Source organism: Streptomyces sp. UNOB3_S3 (assembly GCF_020740895.1).
Lineage (GTDB): Bacteria > Actinomycetota > Actinomycetes > Streptomycetales > Streptomycetaceae > Streptomyces.
Map to the genome: position 1 here is coordinate 1 of NZ_JAILXP010000029.1, position 24,871 is coordinate 24,871.

22 protein-coding genes are annotated in these 24,871 nt (G+C 72.3%); 7 read left to right on the plus strand and 15 right to left on the minus strand.

All coding sequences use genetic code 11. The features are described from left to right. Positions 1-160 precede the first annotated feature (160 nt). Both K6I33_RS05310 and K6I33_RS05315 read left to right on the plus strand, forming a co-directional pair. The gene (locus K6I33_RS05310) at positions 161-1,690 is read left to right on the plus strand and encodes a UDP-N-acetylglucosamine 1-carboxyvinyltransferase (RefSeq protein WP_229348521.1); all 1,530 of its coding nucleotides are present in this window, start codon (positions 161-163) and stop codon (positions 1,688-1,690) included. A gap of 164 nt (positions 1,691-1,854) precedes the next feature. Further along, on the plus strand, positions 1,855-3,078 hold the full coding sequence (locus tag K6I33_RS05315; protein WP_229348522.1) for an FAD-dependent oxidoreductase: 1,224 nt from the start codon (positions 1,855-1,857) through the stop codon (positions 3,076-3,078). A 68-nt stretch (positions 3,079-3,146) separates the two neighbouring features. Here the strand turns inward: K6I33_RS05315 and K6I33_RS05320 are convergent, their stop codons facing one another. From K6I33_RS05320 to K6I33_RS05330, 3 genes are all read right to left on the minus strand, one after another. Then, a complete protein-coding gene (locus K6I33_RS05320) occupies positions 3,147-3,785 on the minus strand; it encodes a TetR/AcrR family transcriptional regulator (protein ID WP_229348523.1) in 639 nt (212 codons plus the stop codon). An 84-nt stretch (positions 3,786-3,869) separates the two neighbouring features. Next, positions 3,870-4,286, minus strand: a complete 417-nt coding sequence (locus tag K6I33_RS05325; protein WP_229348524.1) for a RidA family protein — start codon at positions 4,284-4,286, stop codon at positions 3,870-3,872. Next, entirely contained in the window at positions 4,283-5,440 is a 1,158-nt protein-coding gene (locus tag K6I33_RS05330) for an acyl-CoA dehydrogenase family protein (RefSeq protein WP_229348525.1), read from the minus strand. Before K6I33_RS05330 ends, K6I33_RS05325 begins: the two co-directional genes overlap by 4 nt. Positions 5,441-5,589: 149 nt before the next feature. Here K6I33_RS05330 and K6I33_RS05335 point away from each other — a divergent pair, with 149 nt between their 5' ends. Further along, positions 5,590-7,230: an AMP-binding protein gene (locus K6I33_RS05335; protein ID WP_229348526.1), complete on the plus strand. Its 1,641-nt coding sequence runs from the start codon at positions 5,590-5,592 to the stop codon at positions 7,228-7,230. Further along, positions 7,223-8,059, plus strand: coding sequence for a PaaX family transcriptional regulator C-terminal domain-containing protein (locus tag K6I33_RS05340; protein WP_229348527.1), 837 nt, complete (start codon positions 7,223-7,225; stop codon positions 8,057-8,059). Before K6I33_RS05335 ends, K6I33_RS05340 begins: the two co-directional genes overlap by 8 nt. Positions 8,060-8,171: 112 nt before the next feature. On the opposite strand, the gene K6I33_RS05345 is transcribed toward K6I33_RS05340, so the two are convergent. The 7 genes from K6I33_RS05345 to mmuM form a co-directional block, all read right to left on the minus strand. Then, complete coding sequence (locus tag K6I33_RS05345) at positions 8,172-10,430, minus strand: bifunctional salicylyl-CoA 5-hydroxylase/oxidoreductase (RefSeq protein ID WP_229348528.1); 2,259 nt, start codon at positions 10,428-10,430, stop codon at positions 8,172-8,174. Next, entirely contained in the window at positions 10,427-11,254 is an 828-nt protein-coding gene (locus tag K6I33_RS05350; protein WP_229348529.1) for an enoyl-CoA hydratase family protein, read from the minus strand. Before K6I33_RS05350 ends, K6I33_RS05345 begins: the two co-directional genes overlap by 4 nt. A 147-nt stretch (positions 11,255-11,401) precedes the next feature. After that, the gene (argF, locus tag K6I33_RS05355; RefSeq protein WP_229348530.1) at positions 11,402-12,403 is read right to left on the minus strand and encodes an ornithine carbamoyltransferase; all 1,002 of its coding nucleotides are present in this window, start codon (positions 12,401-12,403) and stop codon (positions 11,402-11,404) included. Positions 12,404-12,519: 116 nt separating this feature from the next. Then, positions 12,520-13,752, minus strand: a complete 1,233-nt coding sequence (locus K6I33_RS05360) for an arginine deiminase (RefSeq protein WP_229348531.1) — start codon at positions 13,750-13,752, stop codon at positions 12,520-12,522. Positions 13,753-13,925: 173 nt separating this feature from the next. After that, positions 13,926-16,622, minus strand: coding sequence for a polynucleotide kinase-phosphatase (locus tag K6I33_RS05365; protein ID WP_229348532.1), 2,697 nt, complete (start codon positions 16,620-16,622; stop codon positions 13,926-13,928). Further along, positions 16,619-18,166, minus strand: a complete 1,548-nt coding sequence (locus tag K6I33_RS05370; protein ID WP_229348533.1) for a 3' terminal RNA ribose 2'-O-methyltransferase Hen1 — start codon at positions 18,164-18,166, stop codon at positions 16,619-16,621. Before K6I33_RS05370 ends, K6I33_RS05365 begins: the two co-directional genes overlap by 4 nt. 34 nt (positions 18,167-18,200) lie before the next feature. Beyond that, positions 18,201-19,196, minus strand: a complete 996-nt coding sequence (mmuM, locus tag K6I33_RS05375) for a homocysteine S-methyltransferase (protein ID WP_229348534.1) — start codon at positions 19,194-19,196, stop codon at positions 18,201-18,203. 310 nt (positions 19,197-19,506) lie between these two features. Between mmuM and K6I33_RS05380 the strand changes: the two genes are divergently transcribed. Beyond that, positions 19,507-19,734, plus strand: coding sequence for a hypothetical protein (locus tag K6I33_RS05380; protein WP_374283447.1), 228 nt, complete (start codon positions 19,507-19,509; stop codon positions 19,732-19,734). Between the two features lie 20 nt (positions 19,735-19,754). Here the strand turns inward: K6I33_RS05380 and K6I33_RS05385 are convergent, their stop codons facing one another. The 4 genes from K6I33_RS05385 to K6I33_RS05400 form a co-directional block, all read right to left on the minus strand. Beyond that, complete coding sequence (locus K6I33_RS05385; protein WP_229348535.1) at positions 19,755-20,213, minus strand: DUF6099 family protein; 459 nt, start codon at positions 20,211-20,213, stop codon at positions 19,755-19,757. 118 nt (positions 20,214-20,331) lie between these two features. Next, complete coding sequence (locus tag K6I33_RS05390) at positions 20,332-20,682, minus strand: nucleotide pyrophosphohydrolase (RefSeq protein WP_229348548.1); 351 nt, start codon at positions 20,680-20,682, stop codon at positions 20,332-20,334. 89 nt (positions 20,683-20,771) lie between these two features. Continuing rightward, positions 20,772-21,920, minus strand: a complete 1,149-nt coding sequence (locus K6I33_RS05395; RefSeq protein WP_229348536.1) for an ATP-binding protein — start codon at positions 21,918-21,920, stop codon at positions 20,772-20,774. Positions 21,921-21,946: 26 nt separating this feature from the next. Next, complete coding sequence (locus K6I33_RS05400; protein ID WP_229348537.1) at positions 21,947-22,354, minus strand: cell division protein SepF; 408 nt, start codon at positions 22,352-22,354, stop codon at positions 21,947-21,949. Positions 22,355-22,535: 181 nt separating this feature from the next. On the opposite strand from K6I33_RS05400, the gene K6I33_RS05405 reads away from it, so the two are divergent. Next, positions 22,536-23,132, plus strand: a complete 597-nt coding sequence (locus tag K6I33_RS05405) for a TetR/AcrR family transcriptional regulator (protein WP_229348538.1) — start codon at positions 22,536-22,538, stop codon at positions 23,130-23,132. A 32-nt stretch (positions 23,133-23,164) separates the two neighbouring features. Continuing rightward, positions 23,165-24,007, plus strand: coding sequence for a putative RNA methyltransferase (locus tag K6I33_RS05410; protein WP_229348539.1), 843 nt, complete (start codon positions 23,165-23,167; stop codon positions 24,005-24,007). Between the two features lie 50 nt (positions 24,008-24,057). Here the strand turns inward: K6I33_RS05410 and K6I33_RS05415 are convergent, their stop codons facing one another. Further along, complete coding sequence (locus K6I33_RS05415) at positions 24,058-24,849, minus strand: polyphosphate polymerase domain-containing protein (protein ID WP_229348540.1); 792 nt, start codon at positions 24,847-24,849, stop codon at positions 24,058-24,060. Between the last annotated feature and the right edge of the window lie 22 nt (positions 24,850-24,871).

Below are 24,871 nucleotides of genomic sequence, written 5' to 3' on the forward strand. Positions count from 1 at the left end.
CGGCACGCCCCTCCACCTCCCCACCCCCTTCGACCTGGAGCTCGACACGTCGGACTTCTGATTTCCACATGCTTGTCCGATTGTTCGGATAGGGGTAGAACGCATGGAGAGGCCATGGCGCATGCGGAAGGAATCTCATATCTGAGATACCGTCTGACTCATGACAGACGCCTACCTCGGCCGTATCGGCAAGCTCATCCGCGACGCCCGGCAGCACCGTGGCTGGACTCAGTCGCAGCTGGCGGACGCGCTCGGGACCAGCCAGAGCGCGGTCAACCGCATTGAGCGGGGAAATCAGAACATCAGTCTTGATATGATCGCCCGCATCGGTGAGGCCCTCGACAGCGAGATCGTCTCCCTGGGGTACGCCGGACCGATGCATCTGCGCGTCGTCGGCGGACGCCGGCTCTCCGGTTCGATCGACGTCAAGACGAGCAAGAACGCCTGCGTGGCCCTGCTGTGCGCCACGCTGCTCAACGCCGGGCGCACCACCCTGCGCCGCGTGGCGCGGATCGAGGAGGTCTACCGGATCCTCGAGGTGCTCGCCAGCATCGGCGTCCGGCACCGGTGGATCAACGACGGGAACGACCTCGAGATCGTGCCGCCCGCCGTGCTCGACCTGGGCGCGATGGACACCGAGGCCGCCCGCCGCACCCGTAGCGTCATCATGTTCCTGGGTCCGCTGCTGCACCGCATGGACCACTTCAAGATCCCCTACGCCGGCGGCTGCGACCTCGGCACCCGTACCGTCCAGCCGCACATGACGGCGCTCCGGCACTTCGGCCTGGAGGTCACGGCCACCGACGGCACGTACCACGCCCAGGTGGATCGTTCCGTCTCCCCCACGCGCGCCATCGTGCTGACCGAGCGCGGGGACACCGTCACCGAGAACGCCCTGCTCGCCGCCGCCCGGCACGACGGCGTGACCGTCATCCGCAACGCCAGCTCCAACTACATGGTCCAGGACCTCTGCTTCTTCCTGGAGGAGCTGGGCGTACGGGTCGAGGGCGTGGGCACCACCACCCTCACGGTGCACGGCGTCGCCACCATCGACCGCGACGTGGACTACGCGCCCTCCGAGGACCCGGTCGAGGCCATGAGCCTGCTCGCCGCCGCCGTGGTGACGGAGTCGGAGCTGACGATCCGCCGGGTGCCGGTGGAGTTCATGGAGATCGAGCTCGCCGTCCTGGAGGAGATGGGCCTCGACCACGAGCGCAGCCCCGAGTACCGCGCCGACAACGGCCGTACGCGCCTGCTCGACCTGACCGTGCGCCCCTCCAAGCTGCGGGCGCCGATCGACAAGATCCACCCGATGCCGTTCCCGGGCCTGAACATCGACAACGTGCCGTTCTTCGCGGCCATCGCCGCGTTCGCCCAGGGCCAGACCCTCATCCACGACTGGGTCTACGACAACCGCGCCATCTACCTCACCGACCTCAACCGCCTCGGCGCGGACGTCAAGCTCCTCGACCCCCACCGCGTCCTGGTCGAGGGCCCCACCCGCTGGCGCTCCGCCGAGATGATGTGCCCGCCGGCGCTGCGCCCCGCCGTGGTCGTGCTGCTGGCGATGATGGCCGCCGAGGGCACCTCCGTGCTGCGCAACGTCTACGTCATCAACCGCGGTTACGAGGATCTGGCCGAACGCCTCAACTCCATCGGTGCCCAGATCGAGACGTTCCGGGACATCTGACCCCGCCACCGCGCCGATACGGCCCCTCCAGGCACCCGAAAGGGCCCGCCGGGAGGGGCCGTTGTCGCTCCCCGAGGGGCGTGCGTAGACTCTGACTGACCGAGCGGTCAGACATATGACCGCCTGGTCAGTCGCGTGTCCACCGTGAGGGGAGCGGAAAAGACATGGAACGCACGACATGCTGTGTGGTGGGGGGCGGGCCCGCGGGCATGATGCTCGGGCTGCTGCTCGCCAGGGCCGGCGTCGAGGTGACCGTGCTGGAGAAGCACAAGGACTTCCTGCGGGACTTCCGCGGCGACACGGTCCACCCGTCGACGCTGCGGCTGCTCGACGAACTCGGCCTGGGCGAACGGTTCGCACGGCTCCCGGCGCGCCGGCTGGACCTGGTCCGCGCGCACATCGGCGACACGGTCGTGACCCTGAGCGACCTGCGGCGCATCCCGGGCCCGCACAAGTACATCGCCATGGTGCCGCAGTGGGACTTCCTCGACCTGCTCGCGAGCGCGGCCGCCGAGGAGCCGTCCTTCACCCTGCGGATGCGCACGGCCGTCACGGGCCTGCTCACCGAGGGCGGCCGGGTCACCGGCGTGCGGTACGAGGACGCGGACGGCGCCACCGGGGAGATCAGGGCGGATCTCACGGTCGCCTGCGACGGCCGGGACTCACTGGTCCGTGAACTGGCGGGGCTGCGCCCGGAGTTCTTCGACGTCCCCATGGACGTCTGGCAGGTCAAGGTGCCCGCGCGGCCCGACGGCGCCAAGGAGGGCGCGATCTTCTTCCGGGCCAAGGGCGGGCAGTTCGCGGCGACGACGGACCGGGGCGAGTACTACCAGACGTCCTATCTCATCAAGAAGGGCACCGACCAGGAGCTGCGGGCCAACGGGATCGAGTGGTTCCGCGACCGGCTCGGCGACCTGTTCGGCTGGGACGAGGAGCTGACGGGCGCCATCGGTTCGTGGGACGACGTGAAGCTGCTCGACGTGACCATGGGCAGACTGCGGCGCTGGTACCGGCCGGGTCTGCTGTGCATCGGGGACTCCGCGCACATCATGTCGCCGACGGGCGGCGTCGGCGTCAACCTCGCGGTGCAGGACGCCGTGGCGGCCGGGCGGATCCTCGCGGGGCCCCTGCTGAACGGCTCGGCCTGCGTGCACGACCTGGAGCGGGTGCAGAAGCGGCGGCTGCTGCCGGCGGCCGTCGTGCAACGGTCGCAGATCGCCGAGCACGAGGCCGTGCTGCGGCCCGCCCTCGACGGCAGGCTCGACTCCGACCGGCTGCCCGCGCCGATGCGGCTGCTGCGGCGCGTACCGGCGCTGCGGACCGTGACCGGCTATCTGGGCGGGATCGGGATACGGCCGGAGCACGCGCCCGCCTTCGCCCGGGGCTGACGCCGGGGGATCACGGGATCACGCGGGGAACCGGTCGGGGCCGCGCGGGCGCCGGGACCGTACGGGGGTCAGTCCTGGCGCCGGATCGCGCTGAGCGTGAACGCCACCAGCTCGTCGGCCGCGGCGTCGAGGTCGTATCCCGGGTGGACGAGCCAGTGGGAGATCACACCGTCGATCGCCCCGCCGATGGCGAGCCCCGCGGTCAGGGGGTCGAAGGGGCGCAGCCCGCCGGCCTCCTGGCGGCGGGCCAGGAGGCCGGCCAGATATCCCAGGCGGTCGTGGCTGTCGTGGGAGCCGGGATTCTTGAGCCGGGTGCCGCCCTCGTCGTCGAGGAGCATCTCGGTGATGACGCGGACGTGGCGGCGGTTGTCCCGCTGGTACGAGATCATCGCGCGGACGTAGGTGACGATCGCGGCGCACGGGTCGGTCTCGCGCTCCACCCGCTCGTGGACGTAGGTCCTGAAGCTCTCCATCACGTGCTCGAGCGTGGTCCGGGCGAGGTTGTCCTTCGACGAGAAGTGGTAGAGCACGGCGGCCTTGGAGATGCCGGCCGCCTCGGCGATCGCGGAGAGCGAGGTGGCCGGGTAGCCCTTGGTGGAGATCAGGTCGATGGTGCACTCGACGATCTGCCGCCGCCGGGCCCGCTCGGTGAAGGTCAGGGCCTCAGGGCCGGAATTCCGGTGATCGGCACTCCGACGAGGGGCCATCGACACGCCGCCTTTGCTCTCACTCCGACACTCCGACACGAACGGTTCTGCGAACCGTCCCAAACCGTACACCGGGTGGTATGGTCACGGCAGCACGGCCAGCCCGTCCAGTTCCACCAGCGCCTCCTCGTCCCAGAGCCGGACCACCCCGACGACGGCCATCGCCGGGTAGTCGCGTCCCGCCAAGCACCGCCAGATCCGGCCGAGTTCACGGGCGTGCGCCCGGTACGCGCCCACATCCGTCGCGTAGACCGTCACCCGGGCCAGGTGCTCGGGGCCGCCCCCGGCGGCCCCGAGGGCGGTCAGGAGGTTGGCCAGGGCCCGCTCGAACTGCTCCGGGAGGCCGCCCGCCACGATCTCGCCGTCCGCGTCGAGCGCGGTCTGCCCGGCCAGGAGGACCAGCCGGCCTCCGGTGGCGGCGACGGCGTGGCTGAAGCCGCGCGCCGGGGCGAGCCCGGCGGGGTCGACGCGCTCCAGGTGCCAGGGCACGTCCCCGCTCACCGGTACAGCTCCTTCGCGATGATCGTGCGCTGCACCTCGCTCGCCCCCTCGTAGATCCGGGGCGCGCGCACCTCCCGGTAGAGGTGCTCCAGGAGGTGACCGCGGGCCAGGGCGCGGGCGCCGTGGATCTGGACGGCGGAGTCGACGACGTACTGGGCGGTCTCGGTGGCGAAGAGCTTGGCCATCGCCGAGCGCGCGGCCACGCCCGGCTCCCCCGCGTCGTAGGCCGCCGCGGCCGCCTGGACGAGCAGGCCGGCCGCCTCGGTGCGGGTGGCCATCTCGGCGAGCAGATGGGAGACGGCCTGGAGGTCCTTCAACGGGCCGTCGAACGCCCGGCGTTCGCCCGCGTGGGCCACCGAGGCGTCCAGGGCGGCCCGGGCCATTCCGACAGCGAAGGCCCCGACGCTGGGACGGAACAGATCGAGGGTTCCCATGGCAAGCCGGAAGCCCCGGCCCACCTCCCCGACGACGTCGCCGGGGCCCACGGGCACACCGTCGAAGGTGAGCGTGCCCAGGGGGTGCGGGCCGAGCATCTCCAGCGGTTCGCCGCCGAGGCCGGGGCGGTCGGCGGGGACGAGGAAGGCGGTGACCCCGGCGGCCCGGATCCCCGGGCCCGTACGGGCGAAGACGGTGTAGACGTCGGCCTGGGGGGCGTTGGAGATCCAGCGCTTCTCCCCGTGGAGCCGCCAGCCCACCGCCCCGGCCGGCCCGGACACCGACCCCGCCCCCGGCTCCGGCTCCGCGTGCAGCTCCAGGGCGGCCGCGTCCGAGCCCGCGCCCGGCTCGCTCAGCGCGAAGGCTGCCACGGCCCGGCCCGCGGCGACCTCCGGCAGCCAGCGCGCCCGCTGCGCCCGGGTGCCGTGGGCGACGACGGGGTGGGCGCCGAGGCCTTGCAGGGCGAGGGCCGTCTCGGCCTCCGTGCAGGCGTACGCCAGCGATTCGCGCAACAGGCACAGGTCCAGGGCGCGTACGGGCCCGGCCAGGGGCACCACCCGGGAGAGCAGGCCGAGTTCGCCGAGCGTCGCGAGGAGCGGCCTGTTGACCCTGCCGGGAGCGCCCCGGTCCGCGACGGGGCGCAAGCGACGGGCGGCGAGCGCGCGCAGCTCCGCGGAGCCCTTGCGCCGCTCCCCCTCCCCTGTGAACGGTGTGGCCATCCGACCCACCCTTCTCTCGCGTGGTTTATCGCGCTCTATTGACTGCCGTCACCGACTCGTTACGCTGACAGTGGATCCGCGTCGCTGGCAAGACCCCCGTTCACCTCCGATTTCTCCGGTGATTCCGCCGACGAGGGGGCGCATCCGCGATGGAGCTCATGCCATCGGCCCATATCGACACCTTCCCGCGCGACCACCTCCCGCCCGCCGCCCAGTGGCCGGAACTCCGCTTCGACCTCCCCGGCGCCCCGGACCTGCGCTACCCCGGCCGCCTCAACTGCGCCGAGCGGCTGCTGGACGCCACGGCGGACCGGCTGGGCCCCCGGCGGCCGGCCGTCCTGGACGGGACCGGGGGCGTCTGGTCGTACGGCCTGCTCAAGGAGCGCGTCGACCGGATCGCGCACACCCTCACCGAGGACCTGGGCGTCGTGCCCGGAAACAGGGTGCTGCTGCGCGGCCCCACCACGCCCTGGCTGGCGGCCTGCTGGCTGGCCGTGCTCAAGGCGGGCGCGGTGGCGGTGACCGTCCTGGCCGCGCAGCGCCCGCACGAGCTGGCCACCGTCTGCCGGATCGCCCGCGTCCGGCACGCCCTGTGCGACGCCCGGTCGGCCGACGACCTCAACGCAGCGGACATACCGGACTTACGCATCGCCCTGTACGGCGGAAACGCACCCGACGACCTTCTGCGGCTCTCGGCAAATAAACCCGCATCCTACGGCGCGGTGGACACCTCCGCCGACGACGTCGCCCTCATCGCCTTCACCTCCGGCACCACCGGACACCCCAAGGGATGCGTCCACTTCCACCGCGACGTCCTCGCCATCGCCGACACCTTCTCGGCGCACATACTGCGGCCCCGCCCGGACGACGTCTTCGCCGGCAGCCCGCCGCTCGGCTTCACCTACGGCCTCGGCGGTCTCCTCGTCTTCCCGCTGCACGCCGGGGCGTCCACCGTGCTGACCGACTGGAGCGGCCCCGAGCGCCTGCTCGCCGACGTCCAACAGCACCGCGTCTCCGTCCTGTTCACCGCGCCGACCGCCTACCGCGCGATGCTGGGCGCCCTCGGCCCGTACGACGTGTCGTCCCTCCGCCGGTGCGTCTCGGCGGGCGAGCACCTGCCCGCCGACCTCTGGCACGCGTGGCGGCACGCGACGGGATTACGCCTGATCAACGGCATCGGCGCCACCGAGATGCTGCACGTCTTCATCTCCGCCGCCGACGACCGCGTCCGCCCCGGCACGACCGGTCTGCCCGTCCCCGGCTACGAGGCGCGCGTCGTCGGCGCGGACGGCGCGGACGTGCCCGACGGGCGCCCCGGCCTGCTGGCCGTGCGCGGCCCCACCGGCTGCCGCTACCTCGCCGACGAACGGCAGCGCGTATACGTACGCGACGGCTGGAACCTCACCGGCGACACCTACGTCCGCGAGCCGGACGGCTACTTCCGCTTCGTGGCCCGCGCCGACGACATGATCGTCTCGGCCGGGTACAACATCGCCGGACCCGAGGTCGAGGAGGCCCTGCTGCGCCATCCCGACGTCCTGGAGGCGGCCGTCGTCGGCCGCCCGGACGAGCGGCGCGGGCAGATCGTCGTCGCCCACGTCGTCCTGCGGGAAGGGGTCCCGCCCACCGCGCAAACGGTCGCGGAGCTAAGAGAGTTCACCAAAAAGGAGATCGTTCCGTACAAGTGCCCTCGCGAGATCGTGTTCCTCCCCGCCCTTCCCCGCACGCCCACCGGCAAATTGCAGCGATTCAGGCTGCGTTCCGGCGCTTTACAGTTTCCCCGTGACTGACCAGCAACCGCTTCACACCCCCCGCTCCCTCATCGTCACCTTCTACGGCGCGTACGGGCGCGGGGACGCCGGCGGCCCCGCCGGGCCGGTGCCGATCGCGGCCCTGATCCGGCTGCTGGGCGCGGTGGGCGTGGACTCGCCCTCGGTGCGGTCGGCCGTCTCCCGGCTCAAGAGACGCGGTCTGCTCGTAGCCGGCCGCACCCCCGGCGGCGCGGCCGGCTACGGCCTGTCGGACGGCGCCCGGCAGTTGCTGGACGACGGCGACCGGCGCATCTACGGCCGTCCCACGGCCCGCGCGGGCCACGGCTGGCTGCTGGCCGTCTTCTCGGTGCCCGAGCACGAACGGCACAAGCGCCACCTGCTGCGCTCCCGGCTGTCCCGGCTGGGCTTCGGCACGGCGGCCCCCGGTGTGTGGATCGCCCCGGCCCATGTGCACGAGGAGACCCGGCACACCCTGGAGCGGCTCGGGCTGGCCTCCTACGTCGATCTGTTCCGTGGCAGCCACCTGGGCTTCGAGCCGACCGCCGAGTCGGTCGCCCGCTGGTGGGACCTCGACGCGCTGGCCGCGCAGCACCGCGCCTTCCTGGACACCCACGAACCGGTCCTGCGCCGCTGGACCCGCCGCAAGCCGGTGCCGCCGGAGGCGGCCTACCGCGACTATCTGCTGGCCCTGGACCGCTGGCGGCGCCTGCCGTACGCCGACCCGGGCCTCCCGGCGGGCCTGCTCCCCGCCGACTGGCCCGGCGGGCGCGCGGCCCGCGTCTTCGCGGTCCTCCACGCGCGCCTGCGGGACGCGGGCGCGCAGTTCGTGGCACCGGCGCTGGCGTAGCCGAAGTCCAGCCTTTCCGGGCGACCGATCCAGCCCCTCCGGCGTTTGAGGAGCGGGGTCCGGGGCGGAGCCCCGGGAAACGGTGAAAGGGCGGGACCGGGGCCTCCCTCCTCTACACCCGCCGCCCGGTCGGCGGCCTCCGACTCCCCGCCCGGTAGGGCAGTGGCCACGGGGCGCCAGGCCCCGCGTACCCCTGGTCGGCAGCGGCATGGAGCGTCCAGTTCGGATCATACAAATGCGGCCGCGCCAACGCGCAAAGATCCGCCCGCCCGGCCAGAATCAGCGAATTGACGTCGTCCCAGGACGCGATCGCCCCGACGGCGATCACGGGCACCCCCACCTCCCTACGGATGCGGTCGGCGAACGGCGTCTGGTACGAGCGCCCGAACGCGGGCCGCTCGTCCGCCACGACCTGCCCGGTCGAGACGTCGATCGCGTCCGCGCCGTGCTCGGCGAAGGCCCGGGCGACGACGACGGCGTCGTCCGCGGTCGTACCGCCCTCGGCCCAGTCCGTCGCCGAGATCCGGACGGTCATCGGCCGCTCCGCCGGCCACACCGCGCGTACGGCATCGAAGACCTCCAGCGGAAAGGCCAGCCGACCGGTGAGACCGCTGCCGTAGGCATCGGTGCGGTGGTTGGTGAGCGGCGAGAGGAAGCCGGACAGCAGATAGCCGTGCGCGCAGTGCAGCTCCAGCAGATCGAACCCGGCGCGCGCCGCGGCCTCCGCCGACCGGACGAACTCCTCCCGGATGACGGCGAATTCGGGGACGGTCAGGGCGTGCGGCGTCTGGTTGACGCCGGGCCGGTACGGAATGGCCGAGGCGGCGACGAGGGGCCAGTTGCCCTCGGGGAGGGGCTGATCGATGCCCTCCCACATCAGCCGCGTCGACCCCTTCCGCCCGGAGTGGCCGAGCTGGACGCCGATGGCCGTGCCGGGGGCCCGCTCATGGACGAAACCGACGACGCGCCCCCACGCCCGCTCGTGCTCGGGCGCGTAGAGCCCCGCGCACCCCGGTGTGATGCGCCCCCGGGCGCTGACGCAGACCATCTCGGTCATCACCAGCCCCGCGCCGCCGAGGGCGCGGGCGCCGAGGTGGACGAGGTGGAAGTCGCCCGGAGTGCCGTCCGTGGCGGAGTACATGTCCATCGGGGAGACGACGACGCGGTTGCGCAGGGTCAGCCCGCGCAGCCGGAAGGGCATGAACATCGGCGGGGTGCCGGCCGGGACGCCCGCCTCCTCCTCGACGGCGGCGATGAAGCCGGAGTCGCGCATCCGGAGGTTGTCGTGGGTGACGCGGCGGCTGCGGGTGAGGAGGTCGAAGACGAAGCGGCGGGGTGGCCCGTCGACGCGGACGGCGAGGTCCTCCATCCACTCCAGGCTGGCGCGGGCCGCCCGTTGCAGGGACTCGACGACGGGGCGGCGCTCCGTCTCGTACGCCGCCAGCGCCTCGGCGACGTCCGTGGCACCGTCCAGATGGGCGACGAGGGAGACCGCGTCCTCAAGGGCGAGCTTGGTGCCGGAGCCGATGGAGAAGTGGGCGGTGTGGGCGGCGTCCCCCAGCAGGACCGTGCGGCCGTGGGACCAGCGCTCGTTGACGACCGTGCGGAAGACGTTCCAGGTGGAGCGGTTGGAGCGCAGGGTGTGGCCCTTGAGCGGCCCGGGGAACCAGCCGGCGCAGGCGTCGAGCGACGCCTGCTCGTCGCGTCCGTCCAGGCCGGTGCGGCGCCACACCTCCTCCCGCATCTCGACGATGACGGTGCTGGCATCCGGCCCGTAGGGATAGGAGTGGAGCTGCATGACGCCGTACGGGGTCTCGGCGATCTCGAAGCGGAAGGCGTCGAGGGCGAAGTCGGTGGCGAGCCAGATATAGCGGCAGCGGTGGGTGGTGACGGTGGGGCGGAAGTGGTCGCGGTGGGTGTCACGGGTGCGGCTGCCCGCGCCGTCGGCGGCGATGACCAGGTCGTACAAGCGGGCCAGCTCGGCGGCGGACGGCGCCTGCGCGCGGAAGCGGAGGGTGACACCGAGCTCGCGGCAGCGCTGGTGGAGGAGGGCGAGGAGCCGGTGGCGGCCGAGGGCGGCGAAGCCGTGGCCGCCGCAGGTGATGGTGCGGCCCCGGTGGACGACGTCGACGTCCTCCCAGCTGACGAGAGCGCGGCGCAGGTCGGCGTGGAAGTCGGGATCGGCGGTCTCGATGCCGCCGAGGGTCTCGTCGGAGAGGACGACGCCGAAGCCGAAGGTGTCGTCGGGGGCGTTGAGCTCCCAGAGGGTGATGTCGCGCTCGGGTGCCTGGCGTTTGAGGAGGGCGGCCGCGTAGAGGCCGGCGGGGCCACCGCCGACGACCGCGACGCGGGCCACCGCCGGGGCGCTCACCGGCCCCGCCACTCGGGGACCCGCTTCTCGGTGAAGGCGGCGTGGAACTCGGCGTAGTCGGCGCTGTTCATCAGGAGGGCCTGGGTGGCGGCGTCGAGTTCGAGGGAGGCCGCGAGGGGCATGTCGAGCTCGGCGCCCAGCAGGGCCTTGGTCTGGGCGTGGGCGAGGGCGGGCCCCTCGGCGAGCCGGCGGGCGAGGTCGCGGGCGGCGGCGGGCGCGCCGCCCGGTTCGGTCAATTGGCTGATGAGGCCGATGCGTTCGGCCTCGGGCGCGTGGACGGGCTCGCCGAGCATCAGCAGCCGGGTGGCGTGGCCGAGGCCGACGACGCGGGGCAGGAGGTAGGCCGCGCCCATGTCGCCGCCGGAGAGCCCGACCCGGGTGAAGAGGAAGGCGAAGCGCGCGGTCGGGTCGGCGACCCGGAAGTCGGCGGCGAGCGCGAGGACCGCGCCGGCGCCGGCCGCGACCCCGTGGACGGCCGCGATCACGGGGAAGGGGCAGTCGCGCAGGGCCCGGACGACGTGGCCGGTCATGCGGTTGAAGTCGAGGAGGCGGGCGGTGTCCATGGCCAGGGTCGCGCCGATGATGTCGTCGACGTCGCCGCCGGAGCAGAAGCCGCGTCCCTCGCCGCCGAGGACCAGGGCGCGTACGGATCCGTCGCGGGCCAGCTCGGGGAGGAGGTCGCGCAGGTCGGCGTAGGCGCCGAAGGTGAGGGCGTTGAGCCGGTCGGGGCGGGCGAGGGTGACGGTGGCGACGCCGGAGTCGAGGGTCAGGCGCAGGTGCCGCCATTCCTCGGTGCGGGACGCGGAGCCGGTGAACGGACTCATCGAGCGCGGCCTCCTTCAGCCGGGCGGCTGGTGCCTGCCCGGTGAAGCTATCACCGTTGTGTGACCGTCGTCACGGGTGCGCGATAGGACTTGGGACGGCTCGGGGCCCTGTCGCGCACGCGTGACGGGATGGGGCGAGGGGCGTGGTCAGCGGCCCAGGGTGGCCACCATCAGGGCCTTGATGGTGTGCATCCGGTTCTCGGCCTCGTCGAAGACGACCGAGTGGGGGGACTCGAAGACCTCGTCGGTCACCTCCAGGGAGGTCAGGCCGTGGCGCTCGTGGATCTCACGGCCGATGGAGGTGCCGAGGTCGTGGAAGGCGGGCAGGCAGTGGAGGAACTTCACGGCGGGGTTGCCGGTCGCGCGCAGGACGTCCATGGTGACGGCGTACGGCGCGAGGAGGGCGATGCGGGCGTCCCAGACCTCCTTGGGCTCACCCATCGACACCCAGACGTCGGTGGCGACGAAGTCCGCGCCGTGCACCCCCTCGGTGACGTCGTCCGTGAGCGTGACCCGGGCGCCGCTGGACGCGGCCAGCCGCCCGGCCTCCTCGATGATCTCCTGGGCGGGCCAGAGCTCCTTGGGCGCCACGATCCGGACGTCCATGCCGAGGAGGGCACCGGTGATGAGGTAGGAGTTGCCCATGTTGTAGCGGGCGTCGCCGAGGTAGGCGTAGGCGACGCGCTCCAGCGGCTTGGCGGTGTGCTCGGTCATGGTGAGCACGTCGGCCAGCATCTGGGTGGGGTGCCACTGATCGGTGAGACCGTTGTAGACGGGCACCCCGGCGTGGGCGGCGAGCTCCTCGACGACGCCCTGGCCATGGCCCCGGTACTGGATCGCGTCGAACATCCTGCCGAGGACCCGCGCGGTGTCCCCGACGGACTCCTTGTGGCCGATCTGCGAGCCCGCCGGGTCGAGGTAGGTGGTGTGGGCGCCCTGATCGGCGGCGGCCACCTCGAAGGCGCAGCGGGTCCGGGTGGAGGTCTTCTCGAAGACGAGCGCGATGTTGCGGCCCTGGAGACGACGCTCCTCGGCGCCCGTGCGCTTGGCGGCCTTGAGCTCCGCGGCCAGTTCGATCAGGCCGTGGAACTCCTCGGCGGTGAGGTCCGTCTCCTTGAGGAGGTGGCGGCCCTTGAGGTCTGTCGCCATGACATGGGCTCCTACGTCGTCAGCGGCTGTAGCGAAAGTCGGAAGTATATACAGCCTGCCACATTCTTATGCACCCGCCTAGCCCGCCTAGAGAGCTGCGGCCCTGTTGGGAAGGCCTAGGCTCCCGGCACCGGGTCCCGTTCGACCGGGCAGCTCATACAGCGCGGCCCGCCCCGGCCCCGGCCCAGCTCGCTGCCTGGGATGGTGATGACCTCGATCCCGTGCTTGCGCAGAAAGGTGTTGGTCGTCGCGTTGCGCTCGTAGGCGACCACGACGCCCGGCTCTATCGCCAGGACGTTGCAGCCGTCGTCCCACTGCTCGCGCTCGGCCGCGTGGACGTCCTGCCGCGCGGTCAGCACCCTGATGGAGTCGAGCCCCAGGGCGGCGGCGATCGCGCGGTGCATATGCTCCGGCGGGTGATCGGTGACCTTGAGCTCGCTCTCGCCGACGCCGGGCTCGATCGTGTACGAGCGGAGCATGCCCAGGCCCGCGTACTGGGTGAAGGTGTCGCCGTCCACCATGGTCATCACGGTGTCGAGGTGCATGAACGCCCGTCGCTTGGGCATGTCCAGCGCCACGATCGTACGGGCCGACCCGGCCGCGAACAGGCCTCGGGCCAGCATTTCCACGGCCTGCGGGGTGGTCCGCTCGCTCATCCCGATGAGGACCGCGCCCTCGCCGATGACCAGCACATCGCCGCCCTCGATGGTGGAGGGGTAGGCCGCCTGCCCGTCGCACCAGATGTGGAAGCCGCCCGGGGCGAAGAGCGGATGGTGGCGGTAGACCGCCTCGTAGTGCACGGTCTCGTGCCAACGGGCGGGCCAGCGCATGGCGTTGATGCTCACCCCGTCGTAGATCCAGGCCGAGGTGTCGCGGGTGAAGAGGTGGTTGGGCAGCGGATTGAGGAGGAAGTCGTCCAGGTCCATGACGTGGAAGCGGACGGAGACGGGCTCGGCGTGCCGCTCCAGGAACTCGCGCTTGGTCATCCCGCCCACGAGCCACGAGGTCAGCTCGGCGGCCGGCATCCCGTCGAAGGCGGCCCGCAGATGATCGGTGGCGAGGGGGCCGTACTCCTTCTCGTCGAAGACCCGGTCCAGCACCAGCGCCCGGGCCGCCGGCGACCGCAGGCTCTCCTCCAGCAGGTCCTGGAAGAGATGCACCTCTACTCCGCGCTCCCGGAGGACGTCCGCGAAGCCGTCGTGCTCGGCGCGGGCGCGGCGGACCCAGAGCACGTCGTCAAAGAGAAGTGCGTTCTTATTGGAGGGCGTGAGCCGCTTCAGCTCCAGGTCGGGGCGGTGCAGGATGACGCGGCGCAGCCGCCCGGCCTCGGAATCGACATGGAATCCCATCCCCCCATCCTGACCCCAACCTGCCCCGTTCACTCGGCGACCCGGGCACGGAGTGCCGTACCGCGCCCCTTAAGGGGCGCGGGGCAGTGGGGCAGGCAGGGGCGCGGGGAACTGCGCACTCAGCCCCCACCGGCCCGCAGCGCCGGAACCACGAGACCGGCGGAGGCAAGCCGCTAGAGCCGCGGGTCCACCGGCTCGGACTCCAGCGCGAGGACCGCGAAGACCGCCTCGTGGACCCGCCACAGCGGCTCCCCCTCCGCCAGCCGGTCCAGCGCCTCCAGGCCCAGCGCGTACTCGCGCAGGGCGAGCGAGCGCTTGTGGCCGAGGTGGCGTATGCGCAGCCGGGCCAGATTCTCCGGGCGGGTGTACTCGGGCCCGTAGATGATCCGCAGATACTCCCGGCCCCGGCATTTGATGCCCGGCTGGACGAGCTTTCCGTCCTCCCCGCGCACATACGCCTGGAGCGGCTTGACGACCATGCCCTCGCCACCGGCGGCGGTGAGGTCGAGCCACCAGCGGGTGCCCTCGGCGACGGACGCCTCGTCCCCGGTGTCGACGACGATGCGGCGGGTGGGGGCGAGCAGCCCGCCGGCGTCGCCGGCGCCCGCGTCCCGCGCCACGATCCGGTCGATCATCGCGAGCTGTTCGTCGTGCGGGACAGTGGCCAGGCTGCGGCCCTCGGAGGCCAGGATCTGGAACGGCGCCAGCTGGATCCCGTCCAGGCCGTCCCCGTCGCCGGCCCCGTCGGTGCCGGCGGCCGGGCCGGTGGTCCAGCAGTAGCGGCGGTACGCCTCCGTGAAGGCCTCGGCGTCCTCGGCCCGCTCACGCTGGCGGCCGAGCAGCTCGGCGACGTCCAGGCCCCGGGCCGCGGCGGACTCCAGGGCCGAGAGCGCGCCCGGGAAGACCGCACCGGAGGCGGCGCCCACGGCCGCGTACTGATTGCGCAGCAGCCCCTGGGCCTTGAGGGACCAGGGCATCAGCTCGGCGTCCAGCAGCAGCCAGTCGGTGGTCAGCTCCTCCCAGAGCCCGGCACCCTCCACGCAGCGGCCCAGCCGCTCCAGGAGACGGGTGGCCACCTCGGTGTCGTCGAAGAACGGCCGGCCCGTACGGGTGTACACCGCGCCGGGCACACCCTCGGGCACCCCGAAACGCTCGCGCGCCACGTCCGCGTCACGGCAGACCAGGACCACAGCGCGGGAGCCCATGTGCTTCTCCTCGCACACCACCTGACGCACGCCGTCGGCACGGTAGGCGGCGAAGGCCTCCGCCGGGTGCTCCAGGTAGCCCTCCTCCTTGGAGGTGGCGCAGGGGGCCATCGTCGGCGGCAGGTAGACCAGCCGGCGGGGCTCGACCGCGAAGCGGCTCATGACCTCCAGAGCCGCCGCCGCGTTCTCCTCCTTGACCGCGACCCGGCCCAGGTGCCGGGTCTCCACGACGCGGCGGCCGGTGACGTCGGCGAGATCCAGCGGGCGGCCGTCGGCGCCGCCGGGCGCCTCGCTGGCCAGCGGCCGCAGCGGCTCGTACCAGACGCGCTCGGCCGGCACGTCCACGAGCTCGCGCTCGGGCCAGCGCAGCGCGGTCATCTTGCCGCCGAAGACGGCACCGGTGTCCAGGCAGATGGTGTTGTTGAGCCAGGTGGCCGCGGGGGTCGGGGTGTGGCCGTAGACCACGGCGGCCCGGCCCCGGTAGTCCTCCGCCCACGGGTAGCGCACGGGCAGGCCGAACTCGTCGGTCTCGCCCGTCGTGTCGCCGTACAGCGCGTGCGAGCGGACCCGGCCGGAGGTACGGCCGTGGTACTTCTCGGGCAGCCCCGCGTGGCAGACGACCAGCGCGCCGCCGTCGAGGACGTAGTGGCTGACGAGCGAGCCGATGAACTCCCGCACCCGCTCCCGGAACTCCGGGTCCCGCTCCGCCTCCCGCTCCAGCTGCTCGATCGTCTCGGCGAGGCCGTGCGCGACCTTGACCTGACGACCGCCGAGGAAGCGGCCGAGCTTGTTCTCGTGGTTGCCGGGGACGCACAGGGCGTGCCCGGCGGCGACCATGCCCATCACCAGGCGCAGCACACCGGGGCTGTCGGGGCCCCGGTCGACGAGGTCGCCGACGAAGACGGCGGTGCGGCCCTCGGGGTGCGCGGCGTCGACGGGACGGCCGGCGTCGTCGCGGACGAGGTCGTAGCCGAGCCGGGTCAGCAGGCTCTCCAGCTCGGAGCGGCAGCCGTGGATGTCACCGACGATGTCGAACGGGCCGGTGAGGTGGCGCAGGTCGTTGAAGCGGCGCTCGCGCACGATCTCGGCGGATTCCGTGCGGGCCGTGCCGCGCAGGACGTGCACCTTGCGGAAGCCCTCGCGCTCCAGGTGGCGCAGGGAACGCCGCAGCTCGCGCTGGTGGCGCTGGATGACGCGCCGGGGCAGGCCGGCCCGGTCGGGCCGGGCGGCGTTGCGCGCGGCGCAGACGTCCTCGGGGATGTCGAGGACGATCGCGACGGGCAGCACATCGTGCTCCCGGGCGAGGGCGACGAGCTGCTTGCGGGCCTCGGGCTGGACGTTGGTGGCGTCGACGACGGTCAGCCGGCCGGCCGCGAGGCGCTTGCCGACGATGTAGTGCAGGACGTCGAAGGCGTCCTTGCTGGCGCTCTGGTCGTTCTCGTCGTCGCTGACCAGGCCGCGGCAGAAGTCGCTGGAGACGACCTCGGTCGGCTTGAAGTGCCGTGCGGCGAAGGTGGACTTGCCGGATCCGGTGGCCCCGACGAGGACCACGAGCGACAGGTCGGGAACGGCCAGCGCCGCCCGTTCCTCAGCCGTTCGCCCCTCCGCGGTACGGCTCTCCACGCTGCTCTCAGTACTGCTCTCCGTTGTGCGGTCCTCGGTCATGCGGTCCTCGCCTCCTTCGCGCTCTCGTCGGTGCCGCGCTGCTTGCCACTCACACCATTCACGTCGTTCACATCGTTGTTCGTTTTCCTGGCCGTGTCCTCGTCCGCGTCGCCCCGGTGGAAGACGGCCATCTGCGTCGGCGGCCCCACCTCGGGGTCGTCGGGCCCCACGGGCAGGAACTCCACCGTGTACCCATGGCGCTCGGCGACCCGCTCGGCCCAGGCCCGGAACTCCTTCCGGGTCCACTCGAAACGGTGGTCCGCGTGGCGCACATGCCCGGCCGGCAGGGTCTCCCAGCGGACGTTGTACTCCACATTGGGCGTCGTCACGACGACCGTCGCCGGGCGGGCCGCGCCGAACACCGTGTACTCCAGGGCGGGCAGCCTCGGCAGGTCCAGGTGCTCGACGACCTCGCTGAGCACGGCGGCGTCATAGCCGGCGAGCCTGCGGTCGGTGTAGGCCAGGGAGCCCTGGAGCAGTGCCACACGGGCCGCCTGCCGTTCCGGCATCCGGTCCAGGCGCAGCCGCCGCGAGGCCTCCTTCAGCGCGCGTATCGACACATCGACGCCCATGATCTCGGTGAAGCGGGCGTCCTTCAGCAGCTCCCCCACCAGCTGCCCCTGGCCGCAGCCGAGGTCGAGCACCCGGGACGCCCCGGACCGGCGCAGGACGTCGAGGATCGCCGCACGGCGCTGCACCGCCAGGGGTACGGGCCGCTCCTCGGTGTCCGCCGCCTCGTCGACAGCGTTGTCCAGCTCCTCGGCCTCGGTGTCGTCGGCCTCGGCCAGCCGGGCCAGCGCCAGGCGGTCGAGGGCGTCACGGGTGAGGCCCCAGCGGCGGGAGAGATAGCGGCTGGTGATCAGTCGCTGCTCGGGGTGGTTTTCCAGCCAGCCCTCGCCGAAGCGCAGCAGCTTCTCCACCTCGTCGGGCGCGACCCAGTAGTGCTTGGCGTCGTCCAGCACCGGCAGCAGCACATACAGCTGCCGCAGCGCCTCGACCAGCCTCAGCTCCCCCTCCAGCGTCAGCGACACATAGCGCGAGTCGCCCCACTCGGGGAACCGCTCGTCCAGTGCCACCAGACGGGCGGTCACCGTCCAGCCCAGCGGCGTGAAGAGCCGCTCCACGAGCGCGGCGCCTCCCCGGGCGGGCAGCGCCGGGATCTCGATGCGCAACGGGCGCACCCGCCCCGGCAGTTCGGGCCGGGCCGCGCACTGTCCCTTGATGGCGCTGGAGAACACACTGCCGATCGCCACTGCCAGCAGCGAGGAAGCCGCGTAGGGACGGTCGTTGACGTACTGCGCCAGCGCCGAGTCGGGGGCGCCGCCCCGGCCACGGCCCTTGCCGCGCCGGACGAGCGCCACCGGATCGACCTCGAGCAGCAGCGCCGCCGTGCAGCGCGCCACGCCGGCCTCGGGGTAGAGGACATGCGCGGTGCCATGGGAAGTGGAGAACCGCTGCGCCTTGTCGGGGTGCTTGTGCAGCAGGAATCCGAGGTCGGTCGCGGGATTCTCGGCGTCACCGGAAGTACTGATCGTCAGGAACACGCGGTCGATTATCCAAGCCCGACTGTCCTGATTCCTACTGGTTTTCCAGCAGCTCGGCCAACTCCGCAATCCGTTCCGGGCCGACGCGGCAGCAGCCGCCGACGATCCGGGCCCCGGCGGCCCACCAGGCCGCGACCCGCGCGGGATCGAATGTCGCACGCCCCCGCCAGTCCCTTGCTCGCTCATCCCATCCCTCCCCACTGTTCGGATAGACCACGACCGGTTTCCCCGTCACCCGGGCGGCGATCTCCACCGCCCGGTCCACATCGCCCGGCGCACAGCAGTTGACCCCGACGGCGATCACCTGATCGTTCCCGGCGGCCACCGCGAACGCCTCCGCCAGCGGCTGCCCCGCCCTGGTGGCCTCGCCCTCGACGCTGTACGACAGCCACACCGGCACCCCGTAGCCCCGTACGGCCCGCAGCAACGCCCGCGCCTCGTCCATGTCCGGCACGGTCTCCAGCGCCAGCACATCCGGCCCGGCCCCGGCCAGTACCTCGATCCTCGGCCGGTGGAACCGCTCCAGCTCCGCGACGCTCAGCCCGTACCGCCCCTTGTACTCGCTGCCGTCCGCGAGCATCGCCCCGTACGGCCCGACGGACGCGGCGACCCAGACCTCCCGCTCCGCCCGCGCGGCCGCCCGGCGCGCCAGCTCCACGCTCCGCCGCAGCAGTGCGGCCGTCTCCTCTCTCCCCAGACCCCTTTTCGCGAACCCCTCGAAGGTCGCCTGATAGCTGGCCGTGATGAGCACCTGGGCGCCCGCCCGGACATAGGCCGAGTGCGCAGCCTCGATCTGCGCGGGATCGTCGGCGAGCAGCCGCGCCGACCACAACTCGTCGGACAGGTCACAGCCCTGGGCCACCAGCTGATTGGACAGCCCACCGTCCAGGACGAGCGGCCCTCGCGCGAGCGCGGCCGCGAGCGGTCCGACGGGCAGTGCGCCCGGCACCTCGGGCAGGTCAAACGCGTCGGGTGGCACGGCAGGCGAGGTGCCGTGCTGCGTACCGGGCGGTGTATCGGGGGCGGACATCAGGGTGTTCCTCCAGCGGCTGGGCGGGCCTCTCCCCACCACTATCGCGCCCCTCTCCCCGCACCTCCGTCCCGCCTGCTCGAACAGACGTCAACAGGCCGCCTCATGCCCTCCCCTACTCACTCCGGCCGGGTGAAATTCCCCCACGCCGGACGGCCCACGGAGCCTCCGCCAGTGTCCGGCGCGTCCGGCTGATCGTTGGCTCGGGCGGAGCCGGACCGCCCGGCCCGCGCACCGGTGTCCGCTGCCGGAGGCGACGACCGCAACGCCGCCCGACCGCACGGGGAGGGCGAGGGCCGAGGAGGCCACCATGACCCAGGAAGCCGCGCCCGACGAGGCCATGCCCACCCAGGCCGCTTCCCCACAGCAGGGCGCACCCAAGGGCCTGCTGCAACAGATGGAGGAGCTGATGGCGGCGCTCAACGCCGATCTGACGCAGCTCGACGCCGACCTTCAGTCGTCGGAGCGGCGAGCCGTCGACGAGCCCGAGGAGCCCGCCGAGTCCGCCTCGCCCAAGGGCGGCACCGGCACGGGCTGACCTCCACTTCCCCGGGCCCCTCATGCCGCACCGCCTCGCGTCCGCAGGGCGAGCCGTCTGAGCAGCCCTCCGATCCTGTCGCTGGTCTCGTCGGCGGCGTCGATCGCCTCTATGCACTGCCAGTAGACGGCGTCCTCCTCGCAGGCGCCGGCGACGCCCACCAGCGCGATGCCGACCTCGCCCAGGAGCTCGCCGAGGTCCGTCAAAGCCGCCCAGGGGTCGCGTACTTCGGCGAGCTGCGCCGCCCGTAAGCCTCCGGACCGCAGCGCGGTCTGGCGCAGCGCGCCGGAGGCCCGGGCCCCGGCCTCGCTGAGGCCGAGGGCCGCCGCGCGCGCCTCGAAGGGTCCGTGAAGGGCGAGATGGCTACCGATGGCCTCGGCCAGCGCCTGCGCCTGCCATGCCTCCACGACGATGTCCCGCACCTCCCTGGCCTGCGCCAGGGCGTGCCGGGTGGCCACGATGAGCCGCACTGCCTCCATGACCGTCCCCCATGTTTTCCGTCTGCCCGCTCTCACTACCCAGAGTGATGACTAACCGCCGGAAAAGCCAGGGGAATTCAGAAATCTGTGGATACCAAATGCGGTGTGGATAACTCAATCACTCCGGAGAGTGACGACCCCTGTGATCGTCGACGCCGTCACCGGCCTCCTGCGGTGCCGGAAATCGCCGCTCATTTCGGTCGATCTTCGCCGAAAGCGCCGCCAGAACGTCGATCCCCAGCACCTCGCAGAACTGGAGCAGGTAGGCCAGGACGTCCGCGACCTCGTCCTCGACCCGCGCGGAGGTCGAGGGGTCCTCCATCACCCGGGCCGACTGCTCCGGCGTCAGCCACTGGAAGATCTCGACCAGTTCGGACGCCTCGACGCTGAGCGCCGCGACCAGGTTCTTGGGGGTGTGGAACCGCTGCCAGTCGCGTGCCGCGGCGAAGGCCGCCAGCCGGTCCTGCAACGCCCGGACGTCGAGAGCCGGCGCCGCGGCGGGCTCGTGGTGGCCACCGTGGCCTTCTTCAGGATGTTCAAGGTGTTCAGGCTGTTCACTCACGTCCCCAGGTCTACCATCGACGCCCCTGCCACCTCGTCGGCCGCTTCCGCTGCCTCTCCTCGCACTGTCCCCACCAGTCTGATGTGCCCCCGCTCACACATCCGCGCCGCCAGCCCCAGCAGCTCCCGGGCCTGCCGCGCGTCGAGGCACCGGTCGAGCCCGTCCGCCAGGATCGTGAGCACCTGCCGGGCCGGCAGCACCTCGGCCGCCGGATCCACCGCCAGCACCCCGGGCCCCGTGAGCAGCACCAGGCACAGCGCCAGATAGCGCAGCTCGCCGTCTCCCAGCCGTTCCAGCGGGGTGGTCGCCCCGGCCTGCCGCGCCAGGACGGCCCGTACGAACCCACCGTCGAGGCCCTCCACCGACAGCCCGTCGACGGGGCCCCGGCAGCCCGCGCCCGCCGCGGCGACCAGCAGCGCGTGCCGGGTGACGCACTCGCTGCGGGTGCGCCCCAGCACCGCGGCAACGTTGTCGCACGCGCCCCGCAGCCGCCCGTCGCGCGCGGCGACCGGCGCGCGCATCAGCTCGGGCCGGGGGTCGCAGGGGAAGACCGAGCGCAGGGCGATCACGACCTGCTCGGCCGCGTCGAGGACCATCCGCTGCCCGGCGGTCTTCCCCGCGACCCGCAGCGGCAGCAACGCCGTGCCCAGCCGGTCGTCGGGCAGGGGCGCGCGGGTGACGGGCACGGAACCCGCCGTGTGCCAGGCGGCCTCGACCCTTGGCAGCCCCGGGTCGCGCAGCGCCGTGGAGAGCAGTGTCCGCCCCGACCCCGTCAGCCGTTCGCCGACCACGCGCAGTTCGGGCTCGGCCTGGACGGCCACGTCCAGCAGGACCGGCCCCACCGGGCCCTCCACCGTGCACCCGATCCGGAAGCCCCGTCTCCCCTGGGCGTCGGGCCTGGCCTGCTGAGGTACGCACGCCTGGGCGCCGCCGGCCACCGGGGCGAGCGCCTCGTCGAGGGTGTCACCGCCCGCGAGCCGGGCGAGGGTCTCGTACGCCTCCAGGGCGCTGGACTTGCCGCTGCCGCTGCCACCCCTGAACAGGGTCAGCGGACCGAGGGGGAAGACAGCGTTGCGGTGCGATTTGAAAGCGGAAAGCCGCAGTTCGGTGACGGCGGGGCGCGGGTGCGGGTTGGCGGCGTCCATGCCTGAGGACCGTAGGCGGCGGATCGTCAGCCAAACCGTTTCATCTGATCATTCTTCCTACGATCGGGGTACCCGGAGGCCACCTCGGTCCCTTCGGGGGCCAGCAGGAAGACATTGGTGTCGACCCGGTGCATGGCACTGCCCAGCCCGAAGACGACACCGCTGGAGAAGTCGAGGATGCGCTTGGCCACGTCGGTGTCGGCGCTCGTGAGGTCGAGCAGCACCGGGACACGGGCGATCAGGTGCTCGGCGACCTCGCGGGCGTCCGCGAAGACCTGCACCCGGAGCACGACGAGCCGTCGCTGCTTCTCCGCGGGCTCCTCCTCGGGCAGGGCCCGGTGGTCGGGCCAGGACGGCCATGCCTGGTGGCCCCTCAGCGGGACGACCTCGGCAAGCCCCTCCCACTGCTCATCGGTGGCCTCGGACCGGTTCACCGGATCACCCCTCCGGGGAACGTGCTGGGTATGTACATCCCGCGATTCTAGGGATAAAAACCCCCGTTAGGCCCAATGACACGCGCCCCGAGGGGGCCGATCGGCCCAAGGACCCGGCTCCTCGGCCCATCGTCGGCGAAACGATACGTATCGCCTCGATCACTCGCTACACTCCTGTGTCATGCCCGACAAGACAGCACCCGACGCCGCCCGGCGCAGCCAGCGCTCACGCCAGGCGATCTGCGAGGCCGCCCTCTCCCTCGTGGGCGAGACCGGCTACGACAAACTGACGATCGAGGGAATCGCGGCGCGCGCCGGCGTCGGCAAGCAGACGATCTACCGCTGGTGGCCGTCCAAGGGCGCCGTCCTGCTCGACGCCTTCACCGAGACCGCGGAGGCCGGCGCGGGCACGTTGCCCGACACCGGCGACCTCGCGACGGACCTCAAGGCCGTGCTGCGGGCGACGGTCGACGAGTTCAACAACCCGGCGTTCCAGGCCCCGTACCGCGCGCTCTACGTGGCCATGGTGAACGACTCCGAGGTCTCCGCCGGTTTCACGAGCAAGGTGATGGAACCGGGCACCCAGGCCTACGTCGACCGGATCCGCGCCGCACAGGACGCGGGGGAAGTCGCCGAGGACGTCGACCCGCGCCTGGCCGCAGAGCTGATCCTCGGCCCCTTCGCCCAGCGCTGGCTGCTGCGGAGCCAGCCGCTGACGCATGCGTTCGCCGACAGCCTCGTCGACATGGCCCTCGCCGGGCTGCGTCCCCGGGCCTGAACCGCCACGCATAACAGTACGATCGGTACGCGATGCTGAACCATATTGCGCGGTACCTGCGCTGCCCCCACTGCACTGCCCCCCTGGCCATGGAGGACCGTACGCTCGCCTGCTCGAACGGCCACTCCTTCGACGTGGCGAAGCAGGGCTATGTGAACCTCCTGCCCGGGGCGGTCAAGTACAGCGCCGACACCCGGGAGATGGTCGACGCCCGCGCGGAGTTCCTGGGCGCCGGCCACTACGCCCCCATCGCCGACGCGCTGGTCGCTCTGGCCCACGAGACGGCCGACTCGCGAGCCGCGGGGTGCGTGGTCGACATCGGCGGCGGCACAGGCTACTACCAGTCCCATGTCATGGACGCCTTCCCCGAGGCGGAGGGAGTCCTCCTCGACATCTCGAAGTTCGCCGCCCGCCGCGCCGCCAAGGCGCACGCGCGCATCGGCGCCGTGGTGGCCGATGCCTGGCAGGCGCTGCCGCTCCGGGACGCCTCCGCCGCGCTCGTCGTCAACACCTTCGCCCCGCGCAACGGTCCCGAACTCCGCCGGATCCTCCACCCTCAGGGCACCCTCCTGGTCGTCACCCCCCGCCCGGACCACCTGGGGGAGCTGATCGACGTCCTGGGCCTGATGCGCGTGGACGAGCGCAAGGACCAGCGCCTCTCCGACCAGATGGCCCCGCACTTCTCGACCACGACCTCGCGCGCCCTGACGACGACCATGACGCTGGACCACCACGCCCTGGCCCAGCTGGTCGGCATGGGTCCCAACGCCTGGCACCGCGACGGCGAGGCCCTGGCGGCACGGATCGCGGCGCTCCCGGAGCCGTACGAGGTCACGTTGTCGGTCACGCTGACGGCGTACCGGCCGCTGGCCTGAGAGACCCCGTACGACAATGGCCTTCGTCACGACCACCGTCGCCTTCCACCTCATCCGGCCTCCCCGAACACCCGCCGGGCCGCCCTCCGCCAGCGGTTCGCCGGGAGGGCGGGGCGAAGAGCCGCCAAGGCCCCGCAGTACTTGGTGAAGACGGCCGGGCGCACACCATGGGCGTGCAGCAGCCGGTCGACGTCGCTGAGATGGCTCGCCGACTTCGTCTCGACGAGGACGAGCGCGGCGTCACCGTGTACGGCACGTCCCGTGCTCGGGTCGCCGCAGACCAGGCTCACGTCACAGGTGATGCGCTCGCCGTCGGCCACCAGGGTCGTGCGCAGATAATCCGTGGTGAGGGAAGGGGACAGGGTCGTGGGCGCCTCGATGCCATGGGTCCGCTGCAGGGTCTCGGCGAGATACGCGCGGCAGTGGGGGTCGAGCGGGGTGTCCACGCCGGTCAGAGGGCGGCGGTGTTTGACCGTGGCACCGCGTCTCCCCTTGAGTTTGATCTCGAATTGCCGCTCCCCCGAGTCCTCGTACACCCGCTCACGGATCTTGAAACGGAGCCGGCGGCCCTGGCGGTGGTCGTGGAAGGAGCCGAGTCCCGGGGTGTCGTAGTAGACGGAGTGATAGCGGAAGGCTCGACGCCCGCCGATGGCCAGCGCCCGGAAGGGGCCACCCGGTCGCCGGGAATCCGTCAGGCGGCCGGCCACGCTCAGGAAGACCGGTGCGGGGACGAGGTACTTGCGGTCGAAACGGGTGAGCAGCTGAGCCCGTTCGTTCACCTCGGCCAGGGAGATGGGTGCCGCGGTCTGCGCTGCCAGGACGACGGCCCGAGCTGCTGTCATGGGTGCTGTCACGTGGGCTGCC

Coding starts and splice junctions, on each gene's coding strand:
- K6I33_RS05395 (WP_229348536.1), bottom strand. CDS start 21,920: ATGGACGCCGCCAACCCGCACCCGCGCCCCGCCGTCACCGAACTGCGG.
- K6I33_RS05405 (WP_229348538.1), top strand. CDS start 22,536: ATGCCCGACAAGACAGCACCCGACGCCGCCCGGCGCAGCCAGCGCTCA.
- K6I33_RS05335 (WP_229348526.1), top strand. CDS start 5,590: ATGGAGCTCATGCCATCGGCCCATATCGACACCTTCCCGCGCGACCAC.
- K6I33_RS05350 (WP_229348529.1), bottom strand. CDS start 11,254: ATGAGTCCGTTCACCGGCTCCGCGTCCCGCACCGAGGAATGGCGGCAC.
- mmuM (WP_229348534.1), bottom strand. CDS start 19,196: ATGTCCGCCCCCGATACACCGCCCGGTACGCAGCACGGCACCTCGCCT.
- K6I33_RS05315 (WP_229348522.1), top strand. CDS start 1,855: ATGGAACGCACGACATGCTGTGTGGTGGGGGGCGGGCCCGCGGGCATG.
- K6I33_RS05365 (WP_229348532.1), bottom strand. CDS start 16,622: ATGACCGAGGACCGCACAACGGAGAGCAGTACTGAGAGCAGCGTGGAG.
- K6I33_RS05385 (WP_229348535.1), bottom strand. CDS start 20,213: ATGGAGGCAGTGCGGCTCATCGTGGCCACCCGGCACGCCCTGGCGCAG.
- argF (WP_229348530.1), bottom strand. CDS start 12,403: ATGGCGACAGACCTCAAGGGCCGCCACCTCCTCAAGGAGACGGACCTC.
- K6I33_RS05330 (WP_229348525.1), bottom strand. CDS start 5,440: ATGGCCACACCGTTCACAGGGGAGGGGGAGCGGCGCAAGGGCTCCGCG.
- K6I33_RS05360 (WP_229348531.1), bottom strand. CDS start 13,752: ATGGGATTCCATGTCGATTCCGAGGCCGGGCGGCTGCGCCGCGTCATC.
- K6I33_RS05310 (WP_229348521.1), top strand. CDS start 161: ATGACAGACGCCTACCTCGGCCGTATCGGCAAGCTCATCCGCGACGCC.
- K6I33_RS05415 (WP_229348540.1), bottom strand. CDS start 24,849: ATGACAGCAGCTCGGGCCGTCGTCCTGGCAGCGCAGACCGCGGCACCC.
- K6I33_RS05320 (WP_229348523.1), bottom strand. CDS start 3,785: ATGGCCCCTCGTCGGAGTGCCGATCACCGGAATTCCGGCCCTGAGGCC.
- K6I33_RS05410 (WP_229348539.1), top strand. CDS start 23,165: ATGCTGAACCATATTGCGCGGTACCTGCGCTGCCCCCACTGCACTGCC.
- K6I33_RS05380 (WP_374283447.1), top strand. CDS start 19,507: ATGACCCAGGAAGCCGCGCCCGACGAGGCCATGCCCACCCAGGCCGCT.